Below are 1,363 nucleotides of genomic sequence, written 5' to 3'. Positions count from 1 at the left end.
AATCTCCTCGCCAGTTCCGTGGCGGATAGATTAGCCAAAACCAAAACAAGAAAGCCCGACACAAAGGCCGGGCTCTTTAAGGCCCTCACCGTAAGGCAAGGGCAGACGCGATATCGATTACTCGATGATCTTGGCTACAACACCAGCGCCAACAGTACGACCACCTTCACGGATCGCGAAGCGCAGGCCATCTTCCATCGCAATCGGAGCGATCAGAGTGGCAACCATCTGTACGTTGTCACCAGGCATTACCATCTCAACGCCTTCGGGCAGTTCACATGCACCAGTTACGTCAGTAGTACGGAAGTAGAACTGCGGACGGTAGCCCTTGAAGAAAGGAGTGTGACGACCGCCTTCTTCCTTGGACAGAATGTAAACCTCAGCTTCAAACTTGGTGTGAGGGTTTACAGAACCGGGCTTGGACAGCACCTGGCCACGCTCAACTTCGTCGCGCTTGGTGCCACGCAGCAGAATACCTACGTTCTCACCCGCACGACCTTCGTCCAGCAGCTTGCGGAACATCTCAACACCAGTACAGGTAGTGGTCTGAGTGTCCTTGATACCAACGATCTCGATCTCTTCACCAACCTTGATGATGCCACGCTCAACACGACCAGTTACTACAGTACCGCGACCGGAGATGGAGAATACGTCTTCAACCGGCATCAGGAAGGCACCGTCAACGGCACGCTCGGGCTCAGGGATGTAAGAATCCAGAGTCTCTACCAGAGTCTTAACGGCAGTGGTGCCCAGCTCGTTCTCGTCTTCGCCGTTCAGCGCCATCAGCGCGGAACCACAGATGATCGGAGTGTCGTCACCGGGGAATTCGTACTGGTCCAGCAGCTCACGCAGCTCCATTTCAACCAGCTCTTTCATCTCTTCGTATTCTTCGGTGTCGGCGCCGCCACAGTCTTCTGCGAGCAGGTCAGCCTTGTTCAGGAATACAACGATGTAAGGTACGCCTACCTGACGAGACAGCAGGATGTGCTCACGAGTCTGGGGCATGGGGCCGTCAGTAGCACCACAAACCAGGATCGCGCCGTCCATCTGCGCAGCACCGGTAATCATGTTCTTCACGTAGTCAGCGTGTCCGGGGCAGTCAACGTGCGCGTAGTGACGAATCGGAGAGTCGTACTCAACGTGAGAAGTCGCGATGGTGATGCCACGCTCTTTCTCTTCAGGTGCGTTGTCGATACCGTCGAAGGCTACCGCGTCGCCGCCCCATACTTCGGAGCATACGCGGGTCAGGGCCGCTGTCAGGGTAGTTTTACCGTGGTCAACGTGACCGATGGTGCCCACGTTTACGTGGGGCTTAGTACGTTCAAACGTTTCTTTTGCCATTACCAGGCTCCTCTCTAAAATG

At 55.3% G+C, this 1,363-nt stretch carries 1 protein-coding gene; it reads right to left on the bottom strand.

Going from position 1 to position 1,363, the window contains the following annotated elements; translation table 11 throughout:
* Positions 1-117: 117 nt before the first annotated feature.
* Complete coding sequence (tuf, locus tag A3709_RS19630; protein WP_066058696.1) at positions 118-1,341, bottom strand: elongation factor Tu; 1,224 nt, start codon at positions 1,339-1,341, stop codon at positions 118-120.
* Positions 1,342-1,363: the final 22 nt, after the last annotated feature.

This window comes from Halioglobus sp. HI00S01 (genome assembly GCF_001635445.1).
In the GTDB taxonomy this organism is placed as follows: Bacteria; Pseudomonadota; Gammaproteobacteria; order Pseudomonadales; family Halieaceae; genus Halioglobus; species Halioglobus japonicus.
This window is presented reverse-complemented; position numbering and strand designations above follow the sequence as displayed.